Here is a 5588-nt window from a genome sequence, read left to right on the forward strand (position 1 = left end):
GGGGGCACGGGGGGCACGGGGGGCACGGGGGGCACGGGCGGGACCGACGCCGCTGACGGGCCGGACGCCCGGAAAAGGCTCCGCACCGGAGATTTCAGCCAGGCCTTTGCGCGGGCGAGTCCCGCCATGATCGCCTCCTCAGCGCATTCGGAGCACGCGAATCAGGCTCCGGAAGACGGGATCAATCATCGAGCGCGTTGGAATCGGGATGAGGGATCACACTGTTCGCTTCGGCAGCATCCCCAAATCCCCTCAGCCTGTCGCGGAAACCCTCCGCCAAGTTGCGCGCAGCAAGGCCGGTGGAAAAGAAGGTGCCGAGACCGGCCGACACCTCGGTGCCGCCCCGGGCTTTGGCGGAGAACTGGCCGAGCACCGACAAGGTATCGGTGAATGGATGGCCGTCGGCGTCGGTCGCTTGGGACCGGATCGCGGTGCCATTGGATTGGGTGGTCGGCACGACGGCGATGTTGCGGTCGGTGAACCCGATGGTCAGGTGCGCGCCCTGGTCCGGGACCGAGCCGGCGACCGAAATTCCCACCGTCTGGGTTCGCCCGAAGACCAGCGGAATCCCCTGCTCCGTCCCGACGCATGCCCCCAGCGACAGCACCGCTCCGACCGGCACGAGCACATTCTTAATCTTCGTCTTCATCTCACTCCCCCTTCACGATCACAAATTTCGGTTTCCGGCCCAAAAAGCTCCTGCAGCGCCGCCGCCTGGCCGGCCCGCATCTGCCAGGCGATGAACTGGCACCGGTCCGGCGGCACCCAGGCGAACTGGCTGCGGCTCCAGCCAAGACTGGCGTGGCTCCCGAGTGCAGTGGCGCCGATCGATTCGACCTCGATGATCTGGACGGCATCGCTTTGGGCGATCTGGATGACGGCGATGCCCGGATAATAGCGCGTGCGCACACCCTGGTCGGTTTGGACGTGCACGACCGTGCACGCGCCGAGACTGACGGCCAGCGCGGCGAAGGCGGCCAGGCGCGTCAGCGCTGATAATGGCAGCATCCACCGCATCGAGCCCCCGCCCTCAGGCGAGCCCGCTCATCCGAATCGCGGGCATCGTTGACGAACGCGAGCTAAGCATTCGCCCGCAAGATCGTCAACGAAATACAAGAGCGGACAGAAGTTTAGCCAGAAAAGGAGCCAAAACTTCTTCGCAGGGACGTCAATTAACTTGCCTGGTCCCTGCCGACCACGCTTTCCGGCAAATCCTTGCCGAAGACGCGCTGATAATATTCGGCGACGGTCGCCCGCTCCGCCTCGTCGCATTTGTTCAAGAAAGTGAGCCGGAAGGCGAAGCCGACATCGTCGAAGATCAGCGCGTTCTGGGCCCAGGAGATGACGGTGCGCGGGCTCATCACGGTCGAGATGTCGCCGTTGATGAAGCCCGCCCGGGTCAGCTCGGCGACCTTGATCATCTTCTCGACCTCGGCGCGGCCGCCTTCATGGTCGTATTCGCCGGACTTGGCGAGCACGATCCGCGCCTCGGTCTCGGCGGGGAGGTAATTGAGCGTCACGACGATGTTCCAGCGGTCCATCTGGCCCTGATTGATCTGCTGGGTGCCGTGATAGAGGCCGGTCGTGTCGCCCAGCCCGACCGTGTTGGTCGTCGCGAACAGCCGGAAATAGGGATGCGGGCGGATCACCCGGTTCTGGTCGAGCAGGGTCAGCTTGCCCTCCGTCTCGAGCACGCGCTGGATCACGAACATCACGTCGGGCCGCCCCGCGTCATATTCGTCGAATACGAGCGCGGTCGGGGTCTGCAGCGCCCAGGGCAGCAGCCCCTCGCGAAACTCGGTGACCTGCTGGCCTTCGCGCAGCACGATCGCGTCGCGGCCGATCAGGTCGATGCGGCTGATATGGGCGTCGAGGTTGATCCGGATCATCGGCCAGTTCAGCCGCGCCGCGACCTGCTCGATATGGGTCGATTTGCCGGTGCCGTGATAGCCCTGGACCATCACCCGGCGGTTCTTCGCGAAGCCCGCGCAGATCGCCAGCGTCGTGTCCGGATCGAAGACATAGGCCGGATCGAGGTCCGGCACGCGCTCGTCGGCCTCGGAGAAGGCCGGGAGCTCCAGGTCGCTGTCGATCCCGAACAGGTCGCGCCCCTTCCTCATCGGGTCGGGCGCGTCCAGCACGGGCGCGGCGCGGCTGTCGGGATTCACGTTGGGAATGTCTGCCATGTCCGTTCCATTCAGGCGAAAGCGGGCCTGCTCTTGAGCGCCGTATAAGCTTCGATGACTTGGCTCAACGCTTTCTCGTGGCCGCGGTCGCCGCCGTTGCGGTCGGGGTGGTAGCGGCGCAGCAGCTCGGCGTAGCGGGTGCGGAGCGCGCGGCGGTCGACGTCGACGCCGAGGCCGAGGATGCGCAGATTCCGCCGGTCGCTCTCGCTCAGGGGCCGTCCGTCCTTGCGCTCCTCCTGCCGGCTCGCCCGGAAGCGGGCGCCGATCGCGTCGAGCGGGTCGGCGAAATCGGCCCAGCGCGGCGGCCGGTCGGCGCCGTTGGAGGCGAAGGCGCGCGTCTCGCGGTCCCAGCCGCCATAAGGCGTCTGCGCGGCGCTGATCTCGTCCGCCGTCATGACGTCGAACCAGTTATAGCGGGCGTTGAACTCGCGGACATGGTCGAGGCAGAGCCAGCGCCACTCGCCCGGCCCGTCGAAGCCGGGGCGGATCTCGCCGGGCGCGCGGAATTCGCCGGGCTCCGCGCAGCCCGGGTGCGTGCAACTTTGTTCGTGCCCCTCGACCCGTCCGTGAAACCTCTGCTTCCTGCTCGTGCTCGCCAAACCCGCTCACCTTTCTCCTTCAACCTCATTAGATAGACCGGAGGAACGCTGCTTTCACCGGCCCGGTCGCCGACGAAATCGAAAAGCGCCTGCGCCGCGCCCTGAATCCCACCCGTCTTGCCGTCGTCAACGATTCGGCGAAGCATCGCGGCCATGCCGGCGACGACGGCAGCGGCGAATCGCACTTCACCGTCGAGATCGAGGCGGAGTGCTTCGCCGGCATGACCCGCCTCCAGCGCCAGCGCGCCGTCAACGCCGCGCTGGGCGACCTGATGCGAGAGCGGGTCCACGCGCTGGCGATCCGGGCGACGGCGCCGGGAGAGAGCTGATGCAAATGGACATCGGCGTTCGCCTGCTCAACGAAGGGACGGATGTCTGGGGGATGATGCCCGCACAGCATATCGCCGCAAATCTGTGGGTTATCCTCGATAACGCCTTGGCAGAGGACATTGGTTGCGAGCCGGAATTTAGGCCCGGCAACCTTGTTACGGTCGTCGATCGGACGGACGCGGAAGGAAACGTGTATCCCGCCGCGTTTCGGCTTTATGCATTGCCGTTCTGATGACCGACGATCCCTTCCTCCAGACCCAAAATAGAGAAAATAGGGACAGTCCCTATTATCTTCGCGCCCTGGCGATCTTCGGGTGAACCCTGCTTCGTCGATCGCGTGAGGCGCGACGGGCGCGTAGAAAAAACACTTTCCTACAACCCCCCATTTGTGATCCATCCTGCCGGATGGAACAGAACCAGAACACTTTCGCCCCCGAGTCGGCAACCGATGAGCCCGACTCTCCCGACAATCCGGCCGATGCGGATGCCGGCGGCCTGCTCGATTTCGAGCCGGTGCCGGTGCGCCTTCGCCATGACGGCCTCACCCCCGCGAAGCAGCGCGACTATGTCGAGGCGCTTGCCGACACCGGCGTCGGCCGCGCCGCCGCTGCCCGTATTGGCGTCTCCGAGCGCAGTATCGCCCGGCTGCGCCGCCGCGCCGACGCGGCCTCGTTCAATCTCGCCTGCGAGGCTGCCCGCCGGTTCGGCGCGCGGCGGCTGCACGCCATCGCCTGGGAGCGCGCCATCGAGGGCACCGTCAGGCGCCATTATTATCATGGCGAGCTGAAGAGCGAGGAGGTGGTCTACGACAACCGCCTGCTCGTTTATCTGCTTGGCAAGACGGAGCATCTGCTCGACGAACCCGGCGAGGCCCACGCCGTCGCCGCCAATTGGGAGCCGTTCGTCGAGGCGATGGAGCAGGGCCTGCCGCCGCCAGACCTTCGCCCCCTCTGGCAGCGCGAGCAGGACGAAAGGCTGGCCGCGGACGCCGAAGCGGACGAGGCGGACGAGGACGATGATGATGATGATGATGATGATGATGACGACGACGACCGGGAAGAGGTCTGGGAGGAGGATGGCGGCTGGCTGACCAGCTTCCCGCCGCCGGCCGATTTCGACGGCGTCGAGGACGGCGTGCCGGGCGAGGAGGGTTACCGGCGTACGCTCACCGAAGCGGAGGAGTCGGCGCTTGCAGCGGCCGAGGAGGAAGAGGAGCAGGCGCGCGCCGAGGCGATCCGCCGCGCCTGCGCCCGCCGCGACCGCCATTTCGGCTTCGCGGGCGGCCTCGGCGAATCGGCCCTGTTCGAGGATGCGGACGAGGAGGCGGACGCGCCGAAGGAAGCGGAGATTTTTCCCGCCGGGGAAGCCGGACTTTCCGGACTTTCCGCACCTTCCGAGCCGCCCGCCGGTGACGCCCTGCCTCCTGCCAGCGCGGTGGAGTCCGGCGGCGGGCGGAGCGGAGCCGGCCCGGACGGGGGCGGAGCCGAGCCGGCCGGAATGGCGGAGCTCTATGAACCGTCGTGGCTTCGCGCGCCCCGCGCCGGATCGGGAGTCCATTGAGGAGGTCGCCATGTCCCCCGGACATGGCTGCGCAGTGCGGGGCATTGCACACCTTCTCAATTTCGCCCGAATGACGATATGGATGCTGCGATGACCGACGATCCCTTCCTCCAGACGCTGCTCCCCACCACCCACGATCTCGGCGGGTTCAAGGTGCACCGGACCTTGCCGCACAAGGAGCGGACGACGATCGGGCCGTTAATCTTCGTCGAACAGATGGGTCCGGCGCGGCTGGCGCCGGGCAACGGCATCGACGTGCGGCCGCATCCGCACATCAATCTGGCCACCGTCACCTATCTCTTCGCCGGCGCGATCGACCATCGCGATTCACTGGGCACCTTCGCCACGATCGAGCCCGGCGCGGTCAACCTGATGACGGCGGGCAAGGGCATCACCCACAGCGAGCGCTCGCCCACCGCCGTCCGCCCGGAGGGACCGGAGCTCAGCGGCATCCAGACCTGGCTGGCGCTCCCCTCGGACAAGGAGGAGATCGACCCGGCCTTCGAGCATGTCGCCAAGGCCGACCTGCCGGTAGTCGGAGGCGAGGGCGCCACGGCCCGGATCGTCATGGGTCGCCTGTGGGGCCAGACCTCCCCGGTCACCTGCCACAGCCATACCATCTATGCCGACATCCATCTCGAGCCCGGCGGCGCGATGCCGATCTATCCCGAGGCGGAGGAACGCGGCCTCTATGTCGCCGAGGGCGAGGCGAGCCTCGACGGCGTGAAGCTGGAGCGCTCGACCCTCTATGTGCTCCGCCCGGGCATCGCCGCGACCCTGCGCTCGGAGCAGGGCGGCCACATCATGCTCTGCGGCGGCGCGCCGCTCGACGGGCCGCGCCACGTCTTCTGGAACTTCGTCTCCTCGCGCCGCGACCGGATCAACCAGGCCAAGGAGGACTGGAAAGCCGGCC

At 67.1% G+C, this 5588-nt stretch carries 8 protein-coding genes; 4 read left to right on the forward strand and 4 right to left on the reverse strand.

Going from position 1 to position 5588, the window contains the following annotated elements:
* Positions 1-181: 181 nt before the first annotated feature.
* The 4 genes from ACT4N8_RS12520 to ACT4N8_RS12535 form a co-directional block, all read right to left on the reverse strand.
* Positions 182-649 (reverse strand): hypothetical protein, encoded by a 468-nt coding sequence (locus ACT4N8_RS12520; protein WP_444858460.1) that lies wholly within the window; start codon positions 647-649, stop codon positions 182-184.
* A complete protein-coding gene (locus tag ACT4N8_RS12525) occupies positions 646-1017 on the reverse strand; it encodes a hypothetical protein (RefSeq protein WP_444858461.1) in 372 nt (123 codons plus the stop codon). Before ACT4N8_RS12525 ends, ACT4N8_RS12520 begins: the two co-directional genes overlap by 4 nt.
* Before the next feature lie 155 nt (positions 1018-1172).
* Complete coding sequence (gene cobS / locus ACT4N8_RS12530; protein WP_444858462.1) at positions 1173-2186, reverse strand: cobaltochelatase subunit CobS; 1014 nt, start codon at positions 2184-2186, stop codon at positions 1173-1175.
* Between the two features lie 11 nt (positions 2187-2197).
* A complete protein-coding gene (locus tag ACT4N8_RS12535; RefSeq protein ID WP_444858463.1) occupies positions 2198-2785 on the reverse strand; it encodes a DnaJ domain-containing protein in 588 nt (195 codons plus the stop codon).
* Between the two features lie 32 nt (positions 2786-2817).
* On the opposite strand from ACT4N8_RS12535, the gene ACT4N8_RS12540 reads away from it, so the two are divergent.
* The 4 genes from ACT4N8_RS12540 to ACT4N8_RS12555 form a co-directional block, all read left to right on the forward strand.
* Positions 2818-3114 carry a BolA family protein gene (locus ACT4N8_RS12540; RefSeq protein ID WP_444858467.1) on the forward strand — a complete coding sequence of 99 codons (297 nt, stop codon included), beginning with the start codon at positions 2818-2820 and terminating at the stop codon, positions 3112-3114.
* Positions 3114-3347, forward strand: a complete 234-nt coding sequence (locus ACT4N8_RS12545; RefSeq protein WP_444858464.1) for a hypothetical protein — start codon at positions 3114-3116, stop codon at positions 3345-3347. The genes ACT4N8_RS12540 and ACT4N8_RS12545 overlap by 1 nt, the downstream gene beginning before the upstream one ends.
* 173 nt (positions 3348-3520) lie before the next feature.
* On the forward strand, positions 3521-4675 hold the full coding sequence (locus ACT4N8_RS12550; protein ID WP_444858465.1) for a hypothetical protein: 1155 nt from the start codon (positions 3521-3523) through the stop codon (positions 4673-4675).
* 90 nt (positions 4676-4765) lie between these two features.
* Positions 4766-5588: pirin family protein (locus ACT4N8_RS12555; protein WP_444858466.1), on the forward strand; the 823-nt coding region annotated here is incomplete at its 3' end.

The sequence above is a fragment of the Sphingosinicella sp. genome (genome assembly GCF_052387495.1).
In the GTDB taxonomy this organism is placed as follows: domain Bacteria; phylum Pseudomonadota; class Alphaproteobacteria; order Sphingomonadales; family Sphingomonadaceae; genus Allosphingosinicella.

Bases quoted from the DNA above. Each gene is read 5' to 3' on its own strand.
- ACT4N8_RS12520 (WP_444858460.1), bottom strand. From the start codon at position 649: ATGAAGACGAAGATTAAGAATGTGCTCGTGCCGGTCGGAGCGGTGCTG.
- ACT4N8_RS12550 (WP_444858465.1), top strand. From the start codon at position 3,521: ATGGAACAGAACCAGAACACTTTCGCCCCCGAGTCGGCAACCGATGAG.
- ACT4N8_RS12545 (WP_444858464.1), top strand. From the start codon at position 3,114: ATGCAAATGGACATCGGCGTTCGCCTGCTCAACGAAGGGACGGATGTC.
- ACT4N8_RS12525 (WP_444858461.1), bottom strand. From the start codon at position 1,017: ATGCGGTGGATGCTGCCATTATCAGCGCTGACGCGCCTGGCCGCCTTC.
- cobS (WP_444858462.1), bottom strand. From the start codon at position 2,186: ATGGCAGACATTCCCAACGTGAATCCCGACAGCCGCGCCGCGCCCGTG.